Raw genomic sequence first — 22,150 nt, forward strand, 5'->3', positions numbered from 1 at the left:
CGTCGACACGTAGCGGCGGTCCCTCAGATCAGGTAGCCCGTCCTGGCCCGGGCTACTCCTGGGCGTCGCTGTCGGCCGAGGCGAAGTCGACCTGGAGCGAGTCGAGGATCGAGGCGATGCTCTGCTCGGTAGCCTCCTTGTCGACGCCGGCCTCGTGGAGGATCCCGGCACCGTCCTCGTGCTCGAGGAGAGCGAGCAGGATGTGCTCGGTGCCGACGTAGGAGTGCTCGAGCCGCAGGGCCTCGCGGAAGGTCAGCTCGAGCACCTTCTTGGCATCTGCCGTGAACGGCAGCATCTCGCCGACCTCGCCGTAAGGCTCCGGGGTGGCGGCAGTCGCCACCTCCCGGATGGCGTCGAGGCTCACGCCCTGGGCCTTGATCGCATGGCCCGCCACGCCCTCCGGCTCGGAGAGCAGCCCGAGAACGAGGTGAGGTACGCCGGTCTCCGCGTTCGCCGCCTTCCGTGCCTCCCCTTGGGCAGCCACCACCACGGTCCGGGCGCGCGGCGTGAACTTCGCGAACCCGGCGTTCGGGTCGATCGGCTTGTCGCCGGCCTTGGGGACGAACTTCTTCTGTGCCGCCTGCTTCGTCACCCCCATCCGGGTCCCGATCTCGGTCCAGGAGGCGCCGGAGCGGCGAGCCTGGTCCACGAAGTGCCCGATCAGGTGGTCGGCCACCTCGCCCAGGTGCTCGCCGACCACCATCGCGTCGGCCAGCTGGTCCAGGGGCTCGGGCCGAGCCTTCTTGATCGAGTCGATCAGGGTGTCGAGGCGTACGGCCTTGAGGGCAGGGTCTGCGTCGCGGGGAGTCGTCATGCGTCAACAGTAGGTTGACGACCGTGTGCCGTCAACCTTTGGTTGACGGGCCTAGTTGCTGAGGACGACTTCGTGCGTCTGGCTCCCTCGGCCGATCGAGACGGTGATGCGCACGGTCGTGCCTGCAGCGCTCGGGTCGCCGCTGACTGCAGGAACGGTGATGAACCGGGACCCGGCAGGGACCTCGACTGACGCTGGGAACGCGAGGACGTCAGGCCGGTCTGTGGCGATGTTGACAATGGTGCCGGCCGATGCCCGGCCGGTCATCCAGACCTCCAGGTCATGCTGGCCCGTCGTCGCGTTTCTCGGGTAGAAGAACGACCAGAGTCCAGGTTTCACGGCGATCGTTCGCGAGGTGCTGAGACCGATGGGTCCAGCCTGGATCTCGACGGCCAGTTCATCGATGCACCTGAAGTAGTAACAGGCCCCTCCTCCGATGGCTTCCAGCGCGAACGTTCCGGTGGTCGACCCCTTGGTCACTTCGACAAATCTCGGGGTGGTCAGCGCGTATGAGTTCGAGGAGTGCAACGGGATGAGGAGGTTCGTCGGTGCGACGCAGCCAAGTGTGACCTTGGTCTGGTAGGCGAGAGGGTCGTAGAAGTCGTTCGTGACGTAGGCGTCCTCGGACACGTCGATGGCCTGCGGTCGGCATTCGTCGGGGATGGCTGCGCCAACCGTGACCGAGGTCGACGTCGTCGCGCCTCGAAGCTCTGCTCGGACGCTGCCTGTCCCGGCACCGATGCCGTCGATCTGGAAGGCGGCGCTGGTCGCTCCGGCGGGCACGGTGACCGTCGCGGGCACGGCCACTCCGGCCCCGGTGAGATGGATCGTCTCGCTCTGCGCTGAGGGTCCGACCAGCTTCACCGTTGCTGTCGCCGGTCGCCCGGTGATCACCGGGATTGGCACCCGCAGTTCCGACAGGGCGGGGTGGACGGCGTAGGACGCGTCCTGGCGGATGAGGATGCCCGACGACGATCCGTTCTCGATCACAAGCGTTCCGCTGATCAGCGAGTCTGCTGGGTAGGGGTTCGCGTAGACAGCAACGCGGGCGGTCATGGATCCGGCGGAAAGGTACGAGCGCTGGCCTCGGAACTCGACGGTCGCGCCGTCGGGGCCGGCGGGATGGTCCAGGGTCACGCGGAGCTCGCCGCGCACCTCGCCGTCGGTGCCACTGGGTGCCAGTGTCGGTTCGTGGACCGTGTAGCTGTCGCCTGCCCGGAATGCGCGCGCCGTGGTCAGCTGGGTCGAAACCGTCCGTCCGGCGAAGGACGCCTTGACGCTCACCTGCTCGTCGTAGCTCAAGACGCTCGCCTGCGCGGCGACGACCAAGGACGACCGCCCGGCCGGAATGGTCACCTTGGAAGGCAGGCTCAGCGAGTTGCTCTGGACGGGAGCTCCGTCGATGTAGTCCGTCGCGGCGATCAGTGAGACCACGGTCTCCGTCGTCGCTGGTCCGCTGAGTCCGACGGTCACTTCGACCGCGTTGCTGTCCGCCGCCTGTGCGGCCGAGACTGTGCGGAGTCCCGGGCGGACCTGGAACGCTCGCGAGACTGTCTTCGAGCCGCGTGTAGCTCTGATCGTCGCGTTGTAGGCCGCCCGCGAGCCGGTCGCTGGGAGTTTTGTAGCCAGTTTGAACGACGCAGTGCGCTTCCCCGCTGGGACCGTGATCGTCGCCGGCACCGTGACGCCCGAGCTGCTCGAGGTGAGGCTCACCCCGAGCGACGTCTTGGCGTAACAATCGAGCGTGACGGTGCCCGTGGTCGAGCCGCCGGCATGGACGTATTCGGGGATCGAGACCGAAGACGGAACGGCCGTCGGATAACAGGGCGTGATGGTCCGCGTAAGGCTCCGTCTGATGACACGGAGTCGGTACGTCGCCTTGACCGTGCCAGCCACTCGTTTGATCGTTGGGCTGGTTCTGACGGTCACCTTCCGTGTGCTCGTGCCCCTGGCGACGTACACGTAGTCAGGCACCTTGATGCCCGTAGTCGCAGCGAGGCGAACCTTCTGCCGTGTCGAGACCCGGCAGCTGAGCTTGATCGTCGCCGTCGTCGACTGTCCACCGGTCAAGGTCGTTCTGGCGACGGTAAACGAGGTCAACACCGGACGGCACGCTGCCTGGGCAGAGGGCGTTGCGACGGTAGCGGGAACGACGACAGATGCGATCAGCACTGCGCCGGCGAGCAGCCTCGCGACTGTGCGCGACATGTAAATGGGACCTCGCGGGGAAGAGCGCCACCCCGGGGTCGGCGCAAGATCGAACAGGCGTCGCGGAGCCTAGCGGATGCAGATCGACCGCGTCCTGCGATTGTGAATGCCCGCCAGACGGCAGAGGGCCAGCCACCGCGCTGGTGGCCGACCCTCTGCGTACGACGTGTGTCAGTGGTTGGAGATCTGGATCATCTCGTCGCGCGGGACGACCTTGATCCGCTCGCGGCCTTGGGCCTCGCCGAGGGAGCGCTCGTGGTTGTCGAGCTTCTCCCAGCCCTCGATGGTGGTGAACTCGACGCCCTTGCCGGACAGGTGCTCGAGGACCGCCGCGGTCGTGCCGTGCTCGGGCGGCGTGAGCTTGTCGAGGTCCTGGAGGAGGTTGTCGATGGTCTCCTTGGCGTCGGACTTGGTGTGGCCGATGAGGCCGACCGGTCCGCGCTTGACCCACCCGGTGACGTACGTGCCGTCGATGTGGTCGCCGTTGAGGTCGAGGACCCGGCCGCCGGCGTTGGGGATGACGCCGTTCTCGCTGTCGAAGGGCACATCGGGGAGCGCCTCGGAGAGGTAGCCGACGGCGCGGTAGACGGCCTGGACCGGAGTGTCGGTGAACTCGCCGGTGCCGGAGACGGTGCCGTCGCCGTTGTACTCGGTCTTCTCGCTGCGCAGCGCGACCACGCGGCCGTCCTCGCCGACGACCTCGACGGGGTTCTGCATCATGTGGATGACGATCTTGTGGGGCTTCTCGCCGACGGGCGCATCCATGTACTTCAGGAGGATGTCGGCCACGAGCTTGGTCGCCTTGTGGCTCTGGATCGCCTTCTCGCCGGCCTCGTCGATCTCGAAGCCCTCCTCGTTGACGACCACCTCGACCGACGGGGAGTGGGAGAGCTCGCGCAGCTCCATCGGGCTGAACTTGATGTGCGCCGGGCCGCGGCGGGCGAAGACGTGGATCGTCTTGGCCGGGTTGTTCTTCAGGCCCTGGTAGACGTTGTCGGAGACCTCGGTGACCAGCTGCTCGTCGGCAGGCTTGGCCAGCATGCGGGCGACGTCGAGCGCGACGTTACCGGCGCCGAGAACGGCGACCTCCTCCGCGTCGAGCGGCCATTCCCGCGCCACGTCGGGGTGTCCGGCGTACCAGCTGACGAAGTCGGCCGCACCGTAGGACTGGGGCAGGTTCATCCCCGGGATGTCGAGCTCGCGGTCGGCCATCGCGCCGGTGGCGAAGATGACGGCGTCGTAGTACCGACGCAGGTCGTCGAGCTTGAGGTCGGTGCCGAAGTCGACGTTGCCGATGAACCGAATGCTGTCCTGGTTCAGGACGCGCTTCAGCGCCTTGATGATCTCCTTGATTCGCGGGTGGTCTGGAGCCACGCCGTAACGAACCAGGCCGTAGGGAGCAGGCAGGCGCTCGATGACGTCGACGCGCGCACCAGGGTGCTCCTTCGTGAGGATGTCGGCAGCGTAGATGCCGGCCGGGCCAGCACCGACGATCGCAACGCGGATGTCACGCATAAGGGAGTTCAACCTTCCGTGGATGTACTAAGGCAAGCCTAAAGGGGGTCGTGCAACCCTCCGAATCCGTTCCACCAGGTGGTTGCGTGGCGTACGCGGGTTTCACGCTCAATTCTAGAACGTGTTCTCGTTTGGAGCGGGTAAGAGGACGTGATCTCCGACACGTACGGCGCGTCGCGTTGCTGGTTTTGCTGGGCTGTTCGCCGCCGACGACACCTTGTGAATCGATCACAAGGCCGCCTGACCCGGCGGGCGACTCGTGGAGCATGGGTCTACCCGCACAGGCGGGGCGTTGGCGGGTGGTCTCACGCTGCCGGTTTAGGGGCGGCGAGTGAACCGGACGGTGCCGTCGGGCAACCGCTCGTGAACATAGGCAGGGTTGTGCGCCAGGCGGTGATGATGGGGACACAACAGGACCCCGTCCTTCAGGTCCGTTCGTCCGCCTGCGGCCCATGGATCTAGATGGATGCTCCTATGCATGTCAAGCGGCGGGTTCGTGCTCTGCGGCTGGTTTGTTGAGGTCTGTCAGGAGAGCGCGGTAGAGCTCGCGGACGGCCGCGCGCTTGAGGCATCGGATGATCTCGCTTTTGGTCTTTCCTTCGGCGGTGCGGCGGGTGACGTAGGCCTTGGTGGGTTCGTGCCATCGGAGCCGGTTGATGATGATCATGTGAATCGCGGAGTTGGCTCTCCGGTCGCCGCCGCGGTGGAGTCGATGCCGGGTTGTGTTGCCGCTGCTGGCTGGGATCGGGGCGACACCGCAGAGGCGTGCGAGTGAGGCCTCGGTTGAGATCCTGTCGCGGTTCTCTCCTGCGGTGGTCAGGAGTTGCGCAGCTGCTTCAGGTCCGGCGCCGAAGACCTGGAGCAGGGCGGGCGCTGCGTGTTGAACGAGTTCTGTGAGTTGCTGGTTGGCTTCCTCGATCTCTTCATCGAGAGCTTGAACGCGCCGTGCGAGTCGGCGCAGCATCGTCTTGGCGATGACTGTCAGCTCCCCGGACTGGGTTGAGGTCGTTGGTCGCAGGCGTAAGCAGCGGGCAACCAGTGCGGCGCGGTTGAGCCCTCGCAGCTGTTCGCGCAGTGGTTCGGGAGCGGAGTAGATCAGGCCGTGCATCTGGTTGATCGCGGCCTTGCGTGCTTTCGAGGCGCTGCGCCTGGTGGTTTGGATCATTCGGATCGCTTCTACGTTCCCGTTGCGTGTCTTGGGGACCGTGGTGGCCATGCCGGCCAGCACGGCGCGCGCAGCATTGATCGCGTCTAGAGGGTCCGACTTGCCCTGCAGATACCGGGCCTGACGGTTCGCGCGGACGACCTCGATGACGACCACGTCGCGGCTGGTGAGGTACCGGGTGAGCCCTGCTCCGTAAGACCCGGTTCCCTCGACCCCGACCGCTTCGACCCTCCCGTACCGCTGCAGCCACTTGAGGGCTTGGGCGTAGCCCTTCGCAGTTGCTGGGAACTCGCTGTCGCCCAGCAACTTCCCTGTTCGCGCGTCGAGCGCAGCGCAGTGGTGAGTGGCGCCGTGGGTATCGACGCCGCCGATCACCTCGCGATCCTCGCTTCGATTCGTCATGCTGGTGATGCCGTCCTCTCCTCGTCGGGTGGATGGACAGACCACCGGCATCGCCAGGGCGGACAACACAGAGATGGGCGTGTTCCTAGCAGGCTCCTATCAAGTCACGCCCAGCGTGCCGGTGGTCTGACAGCACGCCACCTCGTGCAACGGTCGACCAATCCATTTCAGGACAGGCGCGCTTCATGCTCGCGCCGTCAATGAGCGCTCAGAGTCAGGCCGCCACACGAGATGACGCACCGACATCCTCTCTATGGGCATCGCACCATTCCGGTGGCATGTCACAGCCTTCGGCCTGGCAGCACTTCTGCTGCAACCGGAGTGCTTTGCGTTGGATCGGTACGAAGACCCTGCTGGTCCGGCCCATATCCAGGACCTCACTGTCACCGCCCAACACCCACGGGATGATGGTGGCGTTGCACGCCATCCGACGAGCTTCTGCTGCAGTGATGGTGGTCCCGTTGGTCTCGTCGTAGCCCAACGTGGCGGTGCCGAGCTCTTTGCGGAGCTCCTCCAGGGAGATCACGACGTTGACCACGGTCGCGTCACCACCGTGGCGGGGCAGCGAACTGGGGTCGATGGTCTCGATCAGCCGCGCGAACCCTTGTCCCATCATCCGCTCCCACGGCGGGAGCGGAGAGCCTTTGTCGACTAGTTGCTGCTTACGGGGCTGGGCCCAAGCTTCGACCTGCTTCTTGAACCGCATTCCGATCGATGTCGGGAGAACACCGTCGAAGCCGACGGTCCCGTCGTGGTTGTCCCACACCCGGAGCGCGGTCTTCTGCTGGGCACGTTCCTCCTCAGCCAGGAGTGCTTTGGCTTCGGCTTCTTCGAACCGGTCGGGGTCGATCGCAGTCAGGACCCGTTTGCCGGCGTTCTGGAGTTCTTTGGCGGTGGCCTGGGTGGCGTAGTCGACCAGCAGCTTCTCAGCCAAGACCAGGTCCTCGCCAGTGGTGACCGGGTCGGCCTCGATCTTGTCGAGTGTCTCGGTGATCACCCGAGCCTTGTCCTGAGAGACAACACCTTCAGCGAGGCCGGCAGCGACCAACTCATACTTCGCCACCGCACGGGCGAGCTTGATCTGCGACCGCGCCGCGCCTTTGTCGACCAGCAGCTCGGCACGCATCCACGCCGAAGCGTCCTTGTCGCCGGTCTCTGCAGCGATGTCACCTGAGCCTGCCAGCACCCGCAGCGTCAATGCGGCTTGTTGGGCTTGGAGCTTCTCCACTCGGGCCAGGAAGTCTTTCTTCTGACTGGTCCGCCAGTAGGTCGGGTCCGTCGCGAGGAGCTGTTCGAGGGAGGTTTCGATGGCAGCAAGAGCCGACGAGACGAGGTCTCCAGGGCTGGTGCCCCAGTGGTCGATACTCATCGCTGTCACCTCCCTTCAAAGGCGTGTCGTACTGCCTCCGATTCTACTCCAAACCAGCCTTTCTGAACACCTATTTATGCAGGTCAAGCAAGGTTTTCGCGGTGAGCGAACGGCGTCAACCTGTGCATGCTAAGCGGCCCGTAGGGCCACCCTGTCACCCACGATCAGCGCCGTTTCGAAGCAAGATTCCGCTGCGCCACACCCGGGCCGCCGCCCCGATAGCCAGCCAAATCCTTTCTCGACATGGTCCGGTGTCCAGGATCGCCGAAGGCGACCGGCGGAGCCGGCGGCCGAAGGCCGTCCTTGACTCCGGGGCAGGTCGAGAAGACCCTCGAAGCCGGGTCGGCGGCCCTGTCCGGCCTTCGGGTGGGACCTTCCGGCAGGGAGCTGTGTTGGTCTCGACACGCCTCCGCCTAGCGGCTCCGGCGGCTCGACCAGCGGGGCGAGGGTTTCGACAAGCTCGACCAGCGAAGTCTCGACAAGCCCACCGAAACACGAGATCCAACCCACCTGGCCGATCTCAACCCGCTCAGCCAGGTGACGAGTCCACGGGAGCGAGCTGCTGGGTGCCGATGACGCGGAGGAGCTCGAGCTTCTCCGCGGCGTCGGTGCCCTCGAGCGGAAAGTAGGCGAGCAGCTTCACGTCGGCCTCCTCGGTGAGCAGGACCTCGCAGCGTACGGCGACCGCGCCGACCTCGGGGTGGACGAACGTCTTCACATCGGCACGCCGCACAGCCACCTCGTGGCGCTCCCACAGCCGGCGGAACTCCTCGCTCACCTCGAGGAGGTCATGCACCAAGGAGGTGATGTCGGGATCGCCCGCCCGTCGGGCGTACGTCGCCCGAAGATCCATCACGTGACCGGCCGACATCCGGTCCCAATCCTCAGTCGGCGCGGGCCGAAGGTCGGGCTCGGTGAACCACCGCCACATCAGGTTGCGTCCCCGGCCGGGCCTGTCGGGCAGCGGCGGCAGCAGCGCCGTGGCGAGCGGGTTGAGCCAGGCGAGCTCGCCGGTGTCGGTGCAGATCACGACAGGGATGTCGGTCAGTCGTCGGGCGAGCGCGATCAGGCCGGGACGTACGTAGTTGCCGGCCCGCCGCGCGGGCGGCGTCATCCCGGCGAGGTAGAAGAGGTGGTCGCGCTCATCGAGATCGCACTGCAGCGCCCGCGCGATCGCGGAGAGCACCGACTCCGACGGGGCCGACCCACGCGCCTGCTCCAGCCGCGTGTAATGGTCGGTCGAGACCCCGGCGAGCGAGGCGATCTCCTCCCGACGAAGCCCAGGAGTACGCCGCCGCAGACCATCCGGAAGGCCGACGTCGGAGGGGCGGAGCAGCTCCCGGCGGCGGCGAAGGAAGTCGGCGAGCTCGCTGCGATCGGTCACGCGCCCATCCTCCGTCTGCCGTGGCTGGTTATCCAGGGACGGCCTGTCCCCGGATGTGTTGTGCCTTCCGAGGCCCTACCGAGCGCCGCAGGCTGAAGGCATGACGACCCACAACATCAAGTTCAGCAGCAGCCGACAGCTCGGCAAGAACGGTCCCACGGTCACCTTCCCCGCCCTCGGCGGGATGAGCCTCTCCGGTGTCTACGGCGCGGTCGACGACGAGGAGGGCGTACGCGTCATCCACGCCTACCTCGACGCCGGCGGCACTCTCATCGACACCGGCGACTTCTACGGCGCCGGACACAACGAGATGCTGATCGCCCGGGCGCTGCGCGAGCGCAACCGCGACGACGTGGTGCTCTCGGTGAAGTTCGGTGCGCTGCTGACCCCGGTCGGGATGCCGGCGGGCTTCGACGGCCGTCCCGAGGCGGTCAAGTCCTTCCTGACTTACTCCCTCCAGCGTCTCGGCACCGATCACGTCGACATCTACCGCCCCGCGCGCGTGGACCCGCAGGTGCCGATCGAGGAGACCGTGGGCGCCGTCCAGGAGCTGGTGGAGGCGGGCTACGTACGCCACGTCGGGCTGAGCGAGGTCGGCGCCGACACGATCCGCCGCGCCGTCGCGGTGGCCCCGATCAGCGACCTGCAGATCGAGTATTCCCTGCTCAGCAGAGGGATCGAGACCAACGGCATCCTGGACACCTGCCGCGAGGTGGGCATCGGCATCACCGCCTACAGCGTCCTCGGCCGCGGCCTGATCGGCGGCAGCGGTGCCCTGGGCGGCTCCCTCGCCCTCATGCCGCGCTTCCAGGGCGACAACCTCGACCACAACCGCGCGCTGCTCACCACCCTGGAGGAGATCGCCGCGGACAAGGGCATCACCCTGGCGCAGCTCGCGATCGCCTGGGTCGCCGCCCGCGGCGAGCACATCGTGCCCGTCATCGGATCGCGCCGGGTGAGCCAGGTCGGCTCCATGATCGACGCGAACGCAGTCGTGCTCGACGACGCCGATATCGCCCGTATCGACGCCGCCGTCCCTGTGGGTTCCGCCCGCGGCGATCGTTATCCGACCCAGTTCATGGACCAGCTCGACAGCGAGCGACCGGTCGCAGGCTGACGGGCTGGTCAGGCGGTCGGATCGGTCGCACGCCAACGCAACGGGTCCTCCTCGGACTCCTCGACGACATGCGCGGCCAGGCCGGCCGTCCGGCCGACCTGGAAGAACACCTCCGCGGCGGCATCCGGAAGGTCGCAGGTGAGGATGAGTGCCGCCAGAGCGCCGTCGATGTTCGGCCGGCGATCGGTGCGGGAGGCGATCTCGTCCAGGCGGGCCAGGGCCGGCGCGGAGCAGTCGACGAGGGCCAGGCGAGCGAGGATCGCCTCGGCCCGGGGGTCACCCTCGGGGTGGCGCCAGTGCCCGAAGCCGGGCATCGGGCGGCTCGGGTCGGACGGCGGGCCGTCCCGGAGCACGGCGAGCGCGGACGGCCCGATGCCACCGTGCAGCTGCCCCGAGAGCGCGGCGTACCCGGCGACCAGACAGTCGTACGCCGAGGACCGGGCGGAGGCCGCGACCCTGGCCGCCACCACCGAGGCGGCCAGGCCGTGGTCGACGAGTGCGACCAGCGCGGTGTTCAGCGTCGCCACCTCTCGCGGGCTGCCCGGACGTCCCGCGACGGCGTTGAAGAGCGCGTCGGGGACCGGCCGGTCCGGCTCCGGCCCGCCGCCGAGGGCGATCGGTACGGCACCGAGCAGCCCCTTGGCGATGCCGGCAGCGGCGGCGGGCTCGACCCACTCACCGTGGGACCCCGCCCACTGCGCGAGGGCGGGGAGCCGGCGGTCGAGCGGCAGCGCGGACAGATGAGCCGGCACGGAGACGGCGATCGCGGGCGCCGGTCCCAGGACGAGCTCGACCACCTCGTCCAGCGACTCGTCGGCCAGGTCGGCCAGCGGTACGCCGCGCAGGAACAGCTCCCCCTCACGTACCTCGCTCACGCTCGAGCGGACCGAACGCATCGGCAGCACGCCGAGCGGGGAGCCGGGATGGTGACGGGTGCCGGCGAGCACGTCGATCTCGGCCCGGTCGAACAGACTCTCGCCGCCGCTGCGCCGCCGGGTGAGCAGGCCGCGGCTGACATAGGTGTAGAGCGTCGTGCGCTTCACCCCGAGGCGCTGGGCCGCCTCCCGGGTCGTGATCCACTCCGTCACGACGACACTCTCGCTCACGGATCGGCTCCGGCGCCATGTCGACTCGATCGACATCGCGCCGCCCCGCCCCGCGGCGCCACGGTGGGGTCTCGACAACCCCGACCACCGGGACCTGATCCAGGAAGAGACGCCATGCTGCCGCTGACCGATCTGACCGACATCGAAGAGAGCTATCGGCTCTACGCCGCTGAGATGGCCACCTCGCCTTCCTACCACGCCTGGGCGAGCAGTGTCGCCGACGACCCGGAGGTGCTCCGGCTGCTGAGCGACCTGCCCATCCTGAAGCAGCAGGCCAACCTCGTCTTCGCCGCCGCCCGCCGGCACGGGCTGGAGCCCGGCGCCTACGACGACCTGCGGGCCCTGCTGCTCGGGCCCGAGTGGCCCGCCGTACGAGCCACGATCCTCACTCGCCGGACCCAGACCAACGAGGTCGCCCGGATGACCGCACTGACCCCGGCGCTCGGGATGCTCGGCGACGGGCCGCTGGCTCTGGTCGAGCTCGGTGCCAGCGCCGGCCTGTGCCTCTATCCGGACCGCTACGACTACATCTGGGACGGCGCCGGTGAGCTCCGCGGATCAGGAGGGCCGACGCTCCGGGTCCCGGCGATCGGCCCGGTCCCCGTCCCCGCGGCACGGCCGCGTATCACCGCTCGCATCGGGATCGACCTCAACCCGCTCGACGTCACCGACGAGGACGACATGAGCTGGTTGCTCACCCTGATCTGGCCGGGTCACGACGAGCGTCGCGACCGTCTGGCCGCGGCGATCGAGGTGACCAGGGCAGAGCCGCCCCATCTCATCATCGGCGACATGCTCGACCGGCTGGACGGCGCGATCGAGCTCGCCGCTGCCTCGGGTGGCACGCCGGTGGTCCACCACAGCGCGGCAGCGGCGTACCTGGACGAGCGCGAACGTGTCGAGCTGGACAAGCGCATGCGTACGTTGGTGGCTGCCGGTCGCTGCCACTGGATCAGCCTCGAAGGGCCACGAGTGATCCCTTCTCTCGCACCGGCAGCGCAGAACCGGCGAGATGCCGACCATCACTTCTGTCTGGCGGTCGACGGGCGAGCGGTCGGTTGGCTCCAGGGCCACGGCGCCGCACTCGGATGGACACAGACCGATGAGTAGGTACCCGGCTGGGAAGCCGGTGGTGAGACCGTGAGGAAGACCACAGGTCTTGGACCGATACAACCGGACAACCCTGGTGTCCACGGGCTGATCTGCCCTACCGTTACCGACCGGTAACCAGCACGGTGGGGTTCCGGACCGCCGCCGGTCATGAATCGGTCACGCGATGATCGGCTGACCGGGACGCCACCGTGCTGGACACTGAAGACACTGCGCAGCTAGACCCAAGGAGTCGAGGATGCTCATCGGAGTGACCCGAGAGACAAAGCCCGGCGAGACCCGGGTGGCGGCAACCCCCGCGACCGTCAAACAGCTGACCGGTCTGGGCTACGACGTCGTCATCGAGGGTGGAGCCGGCGAGGCGTCCAGCTTCACCGACGAGGCGTACGCCGAGGCCGGAGCCCGCATCGGCACGGCCGCCGACGCGTGGGGAGCGGACCTGGTCTTCCGGATCAACGCCCCCTCGGTCGGCGAGGTCGAGCTGCTGAAGAGCGGCGCCACCCTGGTCGCCCCGCTGGCGCCGGCGCAGAGCGGCGAGCTCCTCGACGCCCTGGCCGCCCGCAAGGTCGACGCGTTCGCGATGGACGCGGTGCCGCGTATCTCGCGAGCACAGTCCATGGACATCCTCTCCAGCCAGGCCAACATCGCCGGCTATCGCGCCGTGGTCGAGGCGGCCCACCACTTCGGCCGCTTCTTCACCGGTCAGGTGACCGCAGCGGGCAAGGTGCCGCCGGCGAAGGTCCTGGTGGCCGGTGCCGGCGTGGCCGGCCTGGCCGCCATCGGTGCCGCGAGCTCGCTGGGCGCGATCGTGCGCGCCACCGACCCCCGCCCGGAGGTCGCCGACCAGGTGAAGTCGCTCGGCGGCGAATACCTGAAGGTCGAGGTCGAGGTGGAGAAGTCGACCGACGGCTACGCCAAGGCGACCTCGGAGGCCTACGACCAGCGCGCCGCGGAGATCTACTCCGAGCAGGCGCAGGACGTCGACATCATCGTGACCACCGCGCTGATCCCAGGCCGTCCGGCGCCGAAGCTGATCACGGCGGCGGACGTGGCGAACATGAAGCCGGGCTCGGTCATCGTCGACATGGCCGCCGCGATGGGCGGCAACGTCGAAGGCACGGTCAAGGACCAGGTCGTCACCACGCCCAACGGCGTCACGATCATCGGCTACACCGACCTGCCCGCGCGCCTCCCGGCCCAGTCCAGCCAGCTCTACGGCACCAACCTGGTGAACCTGATGAAGCTGGTGACACCCGAGAAGGACGGCGTGCTCGCCCTCGATCTCGAGGACCAGGTCCAGCGCGGCCTGACCGTCGTGCACGACGGTGGCGTGCTCTGGCCACCCCCGCCGGTGCAGGTCTCCGCGGCTCCGGCCGCGGCCGCCCCTGCCGAGGTCGCGGTCAAGGAGGCTCAGAAGCCACTCTCCGCCTCCACCAAGCTCGCGCTGGTCGGCACCGGTGCGCTCGCGCTCTTCCTGCTCAACGCGGTCGCCCCGGCCGAGATCACCCGGCACTTCACGGTCCTGACGCTCTCGATCGTGATCGGGTTCTACGTGATCGGCCACGTGCACCACGCGCTGCACACGCCGCTCATGTCGGTGACCAACGCGATCTCCGGCATCGTCGTCGTGGGTGCTCTGCTCCAGCTCACCGTCGATGACAACGTCGTTCTCGTGCTCGCGGGCATCGCCACGCTGCTGGCGAGCATCAACATCTTCGGCGGCTTCGCCGTGACCCGTCGCATGCTCTCGATGTTCCGGAAGGCCTGATCATGGATATCTTCTCGATCGCCGGTGCGGCCTACCTCGTCGCCGCCCTCCTCTTCATCCTGTCGCTCGCAGGTCTGTCCAAGCACGAGACCGCCTCGCAGGGCTGGCTCTACGGTGTTGCCGGCATGACGCTGGCGCTGGTCGCGACCGTGATCCAGGTCGTCGACGGCGGCACCACCACCGCGGTGATCGTCCTGGTGGCCGCAGTCGCCGTCGGTGCGCTCATCGGCCTGTGGCGCGCCAAGGTCGTCGAGATGACCGGCATGCCCGAGCTGATCGCGCTGCTGCACTCCTTCGTGGGTCTGGCCGCCGTCCTGATCGGCTGGAACGGCCACCTCGAAGCCGCCAGCGGCCAAGGCCACGGTGGCGCCATCCACTCTGCCGAGGTCTTCATCGGCGTCTTCATCGGTGCGGTCACCTTCACCGGTTCGATCGTCGCCTTCCTCAAGCTCTCCGCGCGGATGAAGTCGGCCCCGCTGATGCTCCCGGGCAAGAACCTCATCAACATCGGTGCCCTCGTCGTCTTCGTGGTCCTGACGGTCGTCTACGTCATCGACCCGACGCTGCCGCTGCTGATCGCGGTCACGGTCGTGGCCCTGGCCCTCGGTTGGCACCTGGTCGCCTCCATCGGCGGCGGCGACATGCCGGTCGTGGTCTCGATGCTCAACAGCTACTCCGGATGGGCCGCGGCCGCCTCCGGCTTCCTCCTGAGCAACGACCTGCTGATCGTCACCGGTGCCCTGGTGGGGTCGTCGGGTGCGTACCTCTCCTACATCATGTGCAAGGCGATGAACCGCTCGTTCATCTCGGTCATCGCCGGTGGCTTCGGCATCGAAGCCGGCCCGGGCGGCGACGTCGACTACGGCGAGCACCGCGAGATCAACGCCGAGGACACCGCCGAGCTGCTCGCCGGCGCCTCGAGCGTCGTGATCACCCCCGGCTACGGCATGGCCGTCGCCCAGGCGCAGTACCCCGTCGCCGAGCTCACCCGCATCCTGCGGGAGAAGGGCGTGGACGTACGTTTCGGCATCCACCCGGTCGCCGGTCGTCTCCCCGGCCACATGAACGTGCTGCTGGCCGAGGCCAAGCTGCCCTACGACATCGTCCTGGAGATGGACGAGATCAACGACGACCTGGCCGAGACCGACGTCGTCCTGGTCATCGGCGCCAACGACACCGTGAACCCGGCCGCCGCGGAAGACCCCAGCAGCCCGATCGCCGGGATGCCCGTCCTGAAGGTCTGGGAGGCCAAGAACGTGATCGTGTTCAAGCGGTCGATGGCCGCTGGTTATGCCGGTGTGCAGAACCCGCTCTTCTTCCGGGAGAACACGCAGATGCTCTTCGGTGACGCCAAGACCAAGGTCGACGAGATCGTAGGCGCCCTCGCCCGGGTGCCCGTCTGACCTGGACAAACCTGGACAAACCCCACCTGACCAGCGGAAACGTGACGTACGTCTCGCTCTGGTGAATTCTGCACGGCTCGGCCACGGCACCCAGAATGAGTGTCGTGTCCGAGCCGTTCGCAGACTCCCTCGAGTCGATCCGCGTCCCCCACACCTTGCTGGAGGACGCGCTCGGCTACGTGACCAGCATCGTGGTGTCCTCGCTGGGCCTCTACCTGATCCAGACGGTCGGCGCCGTGACCGGCGGGACCGCGGGCCTGAGCCTGCTGGTCAGCTACTGGACGGGGCTGCCGTTCGAGGTGCTGTTCGTCCTTGTGAACCTGCCGTTCTTCGGGCTCGCGCTCTCCAAGAAGGGCATCGGGTTCACCCTCCGGTCGCTGGGCTGCGTCATCGCGGTCTCGGCGATGACGAGGGTCCACGCCGACCTGCTCCCGCTAGATGGCCTCGACACCATCTACGGAGTGGTGGCCGGCAACCTGCTCGTCGGCCTCGGGCTCCTGGTGATCTTCCGCCACGGTGCCTCGTTGGGCGGGTTCAACGTGCTCGTCCTGATCCTGCAGGAGCGGCTCGACCTGCGGGCCGGATACGTCCAGATGGGCCTCGACCTCAGCGTCATCCTGCTCGCGCTCGCCGTCGTCACGCCCGCGACCGTCCTGCTCTCCGCCCTCGGCGCGGTGGTCCTCAACATCATCCTGGCCTTCAACCACCGGCCGGGCCGCTACCTCGCCTGACCGGTCCTGGGACTGTTTGTCTGTGAAGTCGGTAGACATTGCAGAATGGGTGCATGACTGCTGCGAAGCCGGCGCCACAGCCTGGAGCCGAGGACCTGACCGAGAATCTGCGTGACCGCTGGTCGGTGAGTGTCTTCGACCCGGACCACGAGCTCGCCGACGCCGAGATCAGGTTGCTCGTCGAGGCGGCCCGATGGGCCCCGAGCGCAGGCAACAGCCAGCCGTGGTCGTTCCTGGTCCTGCCCCGAGGATCGGCTGCACACTCGACGTTCGTCCCGCATCTGTCCCGAGGCAACTCCGGCTGGGTGCCGCGGGCCTCGGCCGTCTTCGTCGCCATCGCCCAGGTCGGCGTGGGCCCGGACGGCAACGGCCCGAAGTGGTCGGACTACTCCCACTACGACCTCGGTCAGGCCGCCGCGCACCTGACCGTCCAGGCCGCCTCCCTCGGGCTCTCCTCCCACCAGTTCGCCGGGTTCGACCACGATGCTGTGGCAGCGGCCTTCGGCGTACCGGACTGGTGGAAGGTGATGACCGGGATCGCCGTCGGCCTTCACGGCGACCCGGCGCAGGCCGACCCGCGCGATGCGGAGCGCGAGGAGCGCGAGCGCGTCCGGCGGCCGCTCGAGGAGATCGCGTTCGGCGACAAGTGGGGCACGCCCTGGTCCTGAGGGGGTTGGTGTCCACCTGGGGGGCACCGAAAAAGGTCGGGCCCGACAGGGCATCGGTCTAAGGTTCGTGAGTGAGGATCGATCAGGGAGCAGGTCGGCTCCGGCGCGCGGCGGTCGCAATGTTCGTGCTGGGGGTGGTGGGCAGCGCATCGGTGCTGGCCGCGCCGTCAGCTGTCGCCGCCCCGAACGACGGCGTCGGGGAGTCCTCGCGCACGCGCTACGTGCTCGACGAGAAGGCCCGTACGGTCCGGGTGAAGTCCGAGATCACGGTCACCAACCAACAGCCGAGCACGGCGACGACCTACTACTTCCTGACCGGCCACGCGATCCCGATCCCGGCCGGTGCGAAGAAGATCAAGGCGACCAGCAACGGCTCGAAGCTCGGGGTGAGCACCGAGAAGATCAAGGGCACGGGCCTCGAGGTGGCCTCGGTGTCGTTCGCCAACCTCTACTACGGCAAGTCGCGCACCATCACCTGGACCTACGAGCTGCCGAGCGCGCCGATCCGGGCGAAGAGGAACCACATCCGGATCGGCGAGGGCTACGCCGTCTTCCCGGTGATCGGCGTCGGCGACGACGACTCGGTGACCGTCGAGGTCGTGCTGCCCAAGTCGATGGAGTTCTCCACCTCCGTCCCAGGGTTCAAGAAGAAGGACAAGGGAAACAAGACGACCTGGAAGGCGACCGGCGGCTTCATCGAAGGCGGCGTGTCCGCACGCGACCCGAAGGTCTACGACGAGGAGAAGATGGCCGTCGGCGACACCGATGTGGCGCTGCAGAGCTTCCCGGGTGACAAGGAATGGCGCGACTTCGCCAAGAAGCAGGTACGCGCCGGCCTGCCCGTCCTCGAGAAGACCATCGGGCAGGAGTGGCCGGGCGGCCTCGACACCATCCGTGAGGACGTCTCCTCCGAGGCGCTCGGGTATGCCTGGTTCGACTCCGACGCCGACGAGATCGTCGTCTCCGAGGACCTCGACGCCGCTGTCCTCTATCACGAGATGACCCACGCCTGGATCAACCCGGACACTGTCCGCGGGCGGTGGCTGTCCGAGGGACTGACCGAGATGGTCGCCCAGCGGGTCACGAAGGAGGTCGGCGCGAAGGGCCAGAGCTACGACAAGGTGAAGCGTCGGAGCAAGGACGCCTTCCCGCTCGCGTTGTGGGATGCCGGGACCGGCTCGGACGTCGAGCGTTCCGACGCCTACGGCTACCCGGCCTCCGTCATCGCGGTCTCCGCGATCGTCGGCGACCTCTCCGACAAGCAGCTCACGGCGCTGCTGAGCGATGTCTATCGGGGGCGCACGGCCTACACGAACGCGTCGGACGGAGACGACCCGCGCCCGGGTGACTGGACCACTTTCCTCGACCTCGCCGTGAAGCACGGCGCTTCGCCGGAGAAGGCAGAGAAGGCGCTGCGCACGTGGGTCCTCCACCGGTCGGATGCGAGTGACCTCGAGGTTCACGCCGCAGCCCGCAAGACGTACGAAGCGCTCGACCGTGCCAACGGAGACTGGGTGCCTCCCGCGGGAGTGCGTGACCCGATGTCGTTCTGGCAGTTCCAGAGCGCGGAGGCCGTCATGGAGATGGTCGAGGGAACCAACAAGGACGCGGTCGCGGTCCAGGATGCGGCTGAAGCGGCCGGGATCCCGGTGCCCTCGGCGGTCGAGAAGGCCTACGAGACCGCGAACGTCACCAGCGAGTATCAGGCGCTCGCCACGATGCTGCCGAAGGCAGCCGAGGCGACCAAGTCGGTCGGCGCGGCCGGCGCGGCGGTCGACGGCACCCAGAACCCCATCACCGAGCTCGGCGAGCTGGTGCTGCTCCTCGACGTCGGTGCCGCAAGCGCACGGGCCGACCTGGACGACGGGCATCTCGACGACGCCTCGGCGACGGCCGGCGGGGTCCGGGACCGGGCGAAGTGGGCGTTCTGGGTGGGGCTGGTCGCGCTCGTGGCGCTTGCCGGCGTGGGGTACGCGGCATTCCGGGTGCTTCGCAGCCCGTGGGCGCGCGGCCGCCGCGTGGCTCGCCGGCAGCGGCGGGCGAACCGCAAGGCATTCCTCGCGCAGGTGAAGCAGACGAAGAAGGCGGGTGCTCCCTGGGATCGACCGGCGCCGCCTGGCCCGCCAGGCGGTCCACCGCCGTCAGTCGGTGGCGAGCTCTTCGGCGTACAGCGCGGCCCCGACGGCCCCCGCGGTGTTGAGCAGCCTCGCCGGGATGATCTCGGTGTCCAGGTCGAGCAGCGGGAGGAATTCCGCCGCTTCCTTCGAGACCCCTCCGCCGACCAGGAATAGGTCGGGCGAGAAGAGCATCTCCAGGTGCTGGTAGTACTTCTGCAACCGCTTGGCCCAGTGCTTCCAGGAGAGCTCCTCGCGCTTGCGGGCGATGTTGGAGGCGCGGGTCTCGGCGTCGTGGCCGTCGAGCTCGAGATGGCCGAGCTCGGAGTTGGGCACGAGCACACCGTCGTAGAGAAGCGCCGAGCCGATCCCGGTGCCGAGCGTGGTCATGATGACCAGGCCGCGACGGCCCTTCGCCGCGCCGTAGCGGACCTCGGCCAGGCCGGCGGCGTCGGCGTCGTTGACCACGTGGACGTCCCGGCCCGTGGCCGCGGTGAAGATCGCGTCCGCGTCGGTGCCGATCCACGACTTGTCGATGTTGGCCGCGGAGTGGACCACCCCATGGCGTACGACGCCCGGGACGGTCACGCCGACCTTCCCGTCGTACTCCGGGAAGTGTGAGAGCAGCTCCACGAAGATCTCGGCGATCGCTTCCGGGGTGGAGTGTTCGGGGGTCGGTATGCGCACGCGTTCGGCGGCGAACTCGCCGGTCGCGAGGTCGATCGGGGCACCCTTGATGCCGGTGCCGCCGAAATCGATGCCGAAGGGCAGGCTCGTCGTCATGGGCCCATCCTATTTACGAGGCAACTCTTGGTGCGGCCGCGTTGGGGTAACACGCTGTTCGTAGGTCTATCCGGTCGTTCTAACGGGCGAGTAGTCCTACGAACGACGTGTTACCGCCACCGCGAACCGTCAGCTCTTGACGAGCTCCGACTCACGCGGGTCGTCGGCGTAGTGGTCGGCGAGGTAGTGCCGCTCCAGGCCCTCGCCCTCCACGTCGACGTTCGGGAGGATCCGGTCGAGCCACTTCGGCAGCCACCAGGCCTTCTCCTTCATCAGGTACATCAGCGTCGGGATCAGCAGCATCCGCACGATGAAGGCGTCGAAGATGACCGCCGCGGCGAGCGCGAAGCCCATCGACTTGATGATCGGGTCGTCCATCATGATGAAGCCCGCGAAGACCGCGGTCATGATCAGCGCGGCCGCGGTGACCACCCGGGCCGAGTTGCGGAACCCGTCGACCACGGCCTCCTTGTAGGACGCGCCGTGGACGTGGGCCTCGCGGATCCGGGTCACCAGGAAGACCTGATAGTCCATCGCCAGACCGAAGACCAGACCGATCAGGAAGATCGGCATGAAGCTGACGATCGGCTGTCCGTCGAAGATCCCGAAGGCACCCTCCTGGAACACCGCCACGGTGACGCCGAGGGTGGCCAGGACGGAGAGGAGGAAGCCGAGCGTCGCGGTCAGCGGCACCAGGATCGAACGGAAGACGAGCATCAGCAGGATGAACGCCAGCCCGATCACGATGGCGAGGTAGGGCAGCAGCGCGTCGTTGAGCTTCTCGGAGATGTCGGACATGATCGCCGACGTACCGGTGACGGCCAGGTCGGCGCCGGTCTCCTCCTCGAGCGCACCCTCGCCCTCACGCAGCTCCGCGAGCAGCTCGTCGGTCGCCTCGTCCTCCGGCGCCGTCTCCGGCTCGATCAGGATCACCGCACCGTTCTCGCTGCCCGAGGGCGGCACCACCTTGGCGACCCCGTCCATGGAGCCGGCCCACTCGGCGACCTTCGTGTACGCGGCCTGCTTCTCGGCCAGCTCGCCCGGCATCTCGCGGGCGTCGACGACCAGCATCATCGGGTCGAGACGTCCAGGGCCGAAGCCCTCGACGACCAGCTCGACCGCCTGGCGACGCGAGCTGTCCTCCGGCGCGGTGCTGTCGCTCGGCATACCCAGGTGCAGGTCCTTGAAGGGGATCGCCAGCGCGCCGAGGCCGATGATCACGATGAGCACCCAGGCGATGGGGGCCTTGCCGATGAACCGAGCCCAGCGGACACCGTTGTTGAGCACGCGGCCGTTGGCCTCGCGCTTGGGGCGGTAGTGGCGTACGGACAGGCCGAAGGCCTTCGACTTGAACAGGCCGAGCAGGGCGGGGACCAGGGTCAGCGCCACCAGGACGGCGACCACGACGGTCGCTGCGGCGCCGATGCCCATGGCGGTCAGGAACGGGATGCCGACGACGCTGAGCGCGGTGAGCGCGATGACGACGGTCAGGCCGGCGAAGACGACGGCCGAGCCCGCGGTGCCGACGGCGATGCCGATGGCCTCCACCCGGTCGTCGGTGTGGTCGAGCTCGCTGCGGTAGCGAGCGAGGATGAACAGCGCATAGTCGATCCCGACGGCGAGGCCGATCATCGTGGCCAGCATCGGGGTGGTCGAGGAGACCTCGGTGAAAGCAGTCAGAGCGGTGATGCTGAGGGTGCCGATGGCGACGCCGACACCGGCGGTGAGGATCGGGAGCCCGGCCGCCACGAAGGAGCCGAAGGTCAGCAGCAGGATGAGCAGGGCGAGCGCGATACCGACCAGCTCGGCGCTGGCGCTGCCCATCTCCATCACCTGCATGCCCTGGCCGCGCACCTCGACCTGGAGTCCGGAGTCCTCGGCTGCCTGCTCGACGACGTCGGTGACCTCCTGCTGCATCTCGGGCGTCACGTCGGCGACGTCGACGTCCTCGAACTCGGTCGAGATCAGGCCGATCCGGCCGTCCTCGGACAGGGTCGGCTGAGCCTCGAGCTGGCCGAGCAGCATCTGCAGGGCCTGCTCGGTCGGGACCTGCTGCCCGCTCTCGGCGGACATCGCCTCGGCGTACGCAGGAGCGGCCGCCTCGGCCTGCTCGGGGGTCCAGATGTAGGAGATCTGGTCGGGGACGTCCTCGAGTGCGGCGAGGTCCCCGACGAGATCGGCCACGGCCTTCTGGCTCTCCGGGGTCGTGAGCGTCTCACCCTCCGGAGCGGCGACGACGACCTCGATCGAGGCGGCGTCGAGCACCGAGCCGCCTTCGGTGCCCATGATCTCGGGCAGCTCTTCGGCCGCCTCGACCGACTCGAGGCCGGGCATGCTGAACGTCGTGGACATCGGCTTGGACATCGTGGTCGCCACCGCGCCGACGCCGATGATGACGATCAACCAGACGGCGACGAAGATCGGCCACCGCCGGTAGGCGGTCTTTCCGAGCCGATAGAGCAGCTTGGCCATGACAGGGTTCCCCTTGGTCAG

Annotated in this window: 15 protein-coding genes; 6 read left to right on the forward strand and 9 right to left on the reverse strand. The window is 68.0% G+C overall.

The genetic code is table 11. The annotated features are described in order from the left end of the window. Window positions 1–52 precede the first annotated feature (52 nt). The 6 genes from BJ988_RS24840 to BJ988_RS24865 form a co-directional block, all read right to left on the reverse strand. The gene (locus tag BJ988_RS24840) at window positions 53–814 is read right to left on the reverse strand and encodes a Clp protease N-terminal domain-containing protein (protein WP_179660525.1); all 762 of its coding nucleotides are present in this window, start codon (window positions 812–814) and stop codon (window positions 53–55) included. 51 nt (window positions 815–865) lie between these two features. Beyond that, window positions 866–2,287 carry a hypothetical protein gene (locus tag BJ988_RS24845; RefSeq protein WP_179660526.1) on the reverse strand — a complete coding sequence of 474 codons (1,422 nt, stop codon included), beginning with the start codon at window positions 2,285–2,287 and terminating at the stop codon, window positions 866–868. A gap of 906 nt (window positions 2,288–3,193) precedes the next feature. Continuing rightward, window positions 3,194–4,537: an FAD-dependent oxidoreductase gene (locus BJ988_RS24850; protein WP_179660527.1), complete on the reverse strand. Its 1,344-nt coding sequence runs from the start codon at window positions 4,535–4,537 to the stop codon at window positions 3,194–3,196. A 481-nt stretch (window positions 4,538–5,018) separates the two neighbouring features. Beyond that, window positions 5,019–6,104 (reverse strand): IS110 family RNA-guided transposase, encoded by a 1,086-nt coding sequence (locus tag BJ988_RS24855; RefSeq protein WP_179656809.1) that lies wholly within the window; start codon window positions 6,102–6,104, stop codon window positions 5,019–5,021. 214 nt (window positions 6,105–6,318) lie between these two features. Continuing rightward, window positions 6,319–7,473 (reverse strand): DUF222 domain-containing protein, encoded by a 1,155-nt coding sequence (locus tag BJ988_RS24860; protein ID WP_179660528.1) that lies wholly within the window; start codon window positions 7,471–7,473, stop codon window positions 6,319–6,321. 529 nt (window positions 7,474–8,002) lie between these two features. After that, a complete protein-coding gene (locus BJ988_RS24865; RefSeq protein WP_179660529.1) occupies window positions 8,003–8,857 on the reverse strand; it encodes an MmyB family transcriptional regulator in 855 nt (284 codons plus the stop codon). Between the two features lie 100 nt (window positions 8,858–8,957). Here BJ988_RS24865 and BJ988_RS24870 point away from each other — a divergent pair, with 100 nt between their 5' ends. Next, on the forward strand, window positions 8,958–9,974 hold the full coding sequence (locus BJ988_RS24870) for an aldo/keto reductase (protein ID WP_179660530.1): 1,017 nt from the start codon (window positions 8,958–8,960) through the stop codon (window positions 9,972–9,974). Window positions 9,975–9,982: 8 nt separating this feature from the next. Here the strand turns inward: BJ988_RS24870 and BJ988_RS24875 are convergent, their stop codons facing one another. Then, window positions 9,983–11,080, reverse strand: a complete 1,098-nt coding sequence (locus tag BJ988_RS24875) for a citrate/2-methylcitrate synthase (RefSeq protein ID WP_179660531.1) — start codon at window positions 11,078–11,080, stop codon at window positions 9,983–9,985. Window positions 11,081–11,194: 114 nt separating this feature from the next. Between BJ988_RS24875 and BJ988_RS24880 the strand changes: the two genes are divergently transcribed. From BJ988_RS24880 to BJ988_RS24900, 5 genes are all read left to right on the forward strand, one after another. Then, window positions 11,195–12,190 carry a DUF2332 domain-containing protein gene (locus BJ988_RS24880; protein ID WP_179660532.1) on the forward strand — a complete coding sequence of 332 codons (996 nt, stop codon included), beginning with the start codon at window positions 11,195–11,197 and terminating at the stop codon, window positions 12,188–12,190. A gap of 238 nt (window positions 12,191–12,428) precedes the next feature. Next, window positions 12,429–13,958: a Re/Si-specific NAD(P)(+) transhydrogenase subunit alpha gene (locus tag BJ988_RS24885; protein ID WP_179660533.1), complete on the forward strand. Its 1,530-nt coding sequence runs from the start codon at window positions 12,429–12,431 to the stop codon at window positions 13,956–13,958. A gap of 2 nt (window positions 13,959–13,960) precedes the next feature. Then, a complete protein-coding gene (gene pntB / locus BJ988_RS24890) occupies window positions 13,961–15,361 on the forward strand; it encodes a Re/Si-specific NAD(P)(+) transhydrogenase subunit beta (protein ID WP_179660534.1) in 1,401 nt (466 codons plus the stop codon). Window positions 15,362–15,456: 95 nt separating this feature from the next. Continuing rightward, a complete protein-coding gene (locus BJ988_RS24895) occupies window positions 15,457–16,092 on the forward strand; it encodes a YitT family protein (protein ID WP_179660535.1) in 636 nt (211 codons plus the stop codon). A 53-nt stretch (window positions 16,093–16,145) separates the two neighbouring features. Then, entirely contained in the window at window positions 16,146–16,760 is a 615-nt protein-coding gene (locus tag BJ988_RS24900) for a nitroreductase family protein (protein ID WP_179660536.1), read from the forward strand. 2,141 nt (window positions 16,761–18,901) lie between these two features. Here the strand turns inward: BJ988_RS24900 and ppgK are convergent. Together ppgK and BJ988_RS24910 are read right to left on the reverse strand one after the other, a co-directional pair. Continuing rightward, the gene (ppgK, locus tag BJ988_RS24905) at window positions 18,902–19,657 is read right to left on the reverse strand and encodes a polyphosphate--glucose phosphotransferase (RefSeq protein WP_179660537.1); all 756 of its coding nucleotides are present in this window, start codon (window positions 19,655–19,657) and stop codon (window positions 18,902–18,904) included. A 129-nt stretch (window positions 19,658–19,786) separates the two neighbouring features. Further along, window positions 19,787–22,129 carry an MMPL family transporter gene (locus BJ988_RS24910; protein ID WP_179660538.1) on the reverse strand — a complete coding sequence of 781 codons (2,343 nt, stop codon included), beginning with the start codon at window positions 22,127–22,129 and terminating at the stop codon, window positions 19,787–19,789. Window positions 22,130–22,150 lie beyond the last annotated feature (21 nt).

Source organism: Nocardioides panzhihuensis (assembly GCF_013408335.1).
Taxonomy (GTDB): Bacteria; Actinomycetota; Actinomycetes; order Propionibacteriales; family Nocardioidaceae; genus Nocardioides; species Nocardioides panzhihuensis.

What these genes read in the sequence shown, in the direction of transcription:
- BJ988_RS24840 (WP_179660525.1), bottom strand. Translation starts at nt 814, where the DNA reads ATGACGACTCCCCGCGACGCAGACCCTGCCCTCAAGGCCGTACGCCTC.
- BJ988_RS24850 (WP_179660527.1), bottom strand. Translation starts at nt 4,537, where the DNA reads ATGCGTGACATCCGCGTTGCGATCGTCGGTGCTGGCCCGGCCGGCATC.
- BJ988_RS24855 (WP_179656809.1), bottom strand. Translation starts at nt 6,104, where the DNA reads ATGACGAATCGAAGCGAGGATCGCGAGGTGATCGGCGGCGTCGATACC.
- BJ988_RS24860 (WP_179660528.1), bottom strand. Translation starts at nt 7,473, where the DNA reads ATGAGTATCGACCACTGGGGCACCAGCCCTGGAGACCTCGTCTCGTCG.
- BJ988_RS24870 (WP_179660530.1), top strand. Translation starts at nt 8,958, where the DNA reads ATGACGACCCACAACATCAAGTTCAGCAGCAGCCGACAGCTCGGCAAG.
- BJ988_RS24880 (WP_179660532.1), top strand. Translation starts at nt 11,195, where the DNA reads ATGCTGCCGCTGACCGATCTGACCGACATCGAAGAGAGCTATCGGCTC.
- BJ988_RS24885 (WP_179660533.1), top strand. Translation starts at nt 12,429, where the DNA reads ATGCTCATCGGAGTGACCCGAGAGACAAAGCCCGGCGAGACCCGGGTG.
- pntB (WP_179660534.1), top strand. Translation starts at nt 13,961, where the DNA reads ATGGATATCTTCTCGATCGCCGGTGCGGCCTACCTCGTCGCCGCCCTC.
- BJ988_RS24895 (WP_179660535.1), top strand. Translation starts at nt 15,457, where the DNA reads ATGAGTGTCGTGTCCGAGCCGTTCGCAGACTCCCTCGAGTCGATCCGC.
- BJ988_RS24900 (WP_179660536.1), top strand. Translation starts at nt 16,146, where the DNA reads ATGACTGCTGCGAAGCCGGCGCCACAGCCTGGAGCCGAGGACCTGACC.
- ppgK (WP_179660537.1), bottom strand. Translation starts at nt 19,657, where the DNA reads ATGACGACGAGCCTGCCCTTCGGCATCGATTTCGGCGGCACCGGCATC.
- BJ988_RS24910 (WP_179660538.1), bottom strand. Translation starts at nt 22,129, where the DNA reads ATGGCCAAGCTGCTCTATCGGCTCGGAAAGACCGCCTACCGGCGGTGG.